Source organism: Erythrobacter donghaensis (genome assembly GCF_001557325.1).
Classification (GTDB): domain Bacteria; phylum Pseudomonadota; class Alphaproteobacteria; order Sphingomonadales; family Sphingomonadaceae; genus Erythrobacter; species Erythrobacter donghaensis_B.
This window is the reverse complement of the sequence record NZ_LSJS01000154.1, coordinates 1-406: the sequence shown is the minus strand read 5'-3', so window position 1 is coordinate 406 and position 406 is coordinate 1. Positions and strand designations below refer to the sequence as shown.

Below are 406 nucleotides of genomic sequence, written 5' to 3'. Positions count from 1 at the left end.
GATACCGACATCGCGTTGATCACCGTCGCCGCGCGCGACCTTCAACCGATTGCTCAGGGAGACTCGCAGTCGCTCAAGGTCGGCGATCTTGCCTTTGCTGTCGGCTACCCGTTGGGCCTTGAACAGACGTTGACCATGGGGATCGTCAGCGGTCTCGGCCGTTCGGGAATTGGTGAGGGCCTCGAAGATTATATCCAGACCGATGCGCCCATCAATTCAGGCAACTCGGGCGGTGCTTTGTTGGATAGCCGGGGTCGCCTGATTGGTATCAACACGGCAATTCTCTCGGGCCGCGGCGGCGGTAATATCGGTATCGGCTTTGCCGTACCCATTCAGATGGCAATGGGTGTAGCCGATCAGTTGCGCCAGTTTGGCGAGGTCAAGCGTGGCAGGATCGGCGTGACAA

1 protein-coding gene is annotated in these 406 nt (G+C 59.1%); it reads left to right on the top strand.

The features are described 5' to 3' along the window. Window positions 1-406, top strand: a 406-nt coding sequence (locus AX692_RS08960) for a S1C family serine protease (RefSeq protein ID WP_155646298.1), incomplete at both ends; no start/stop codon positions are given.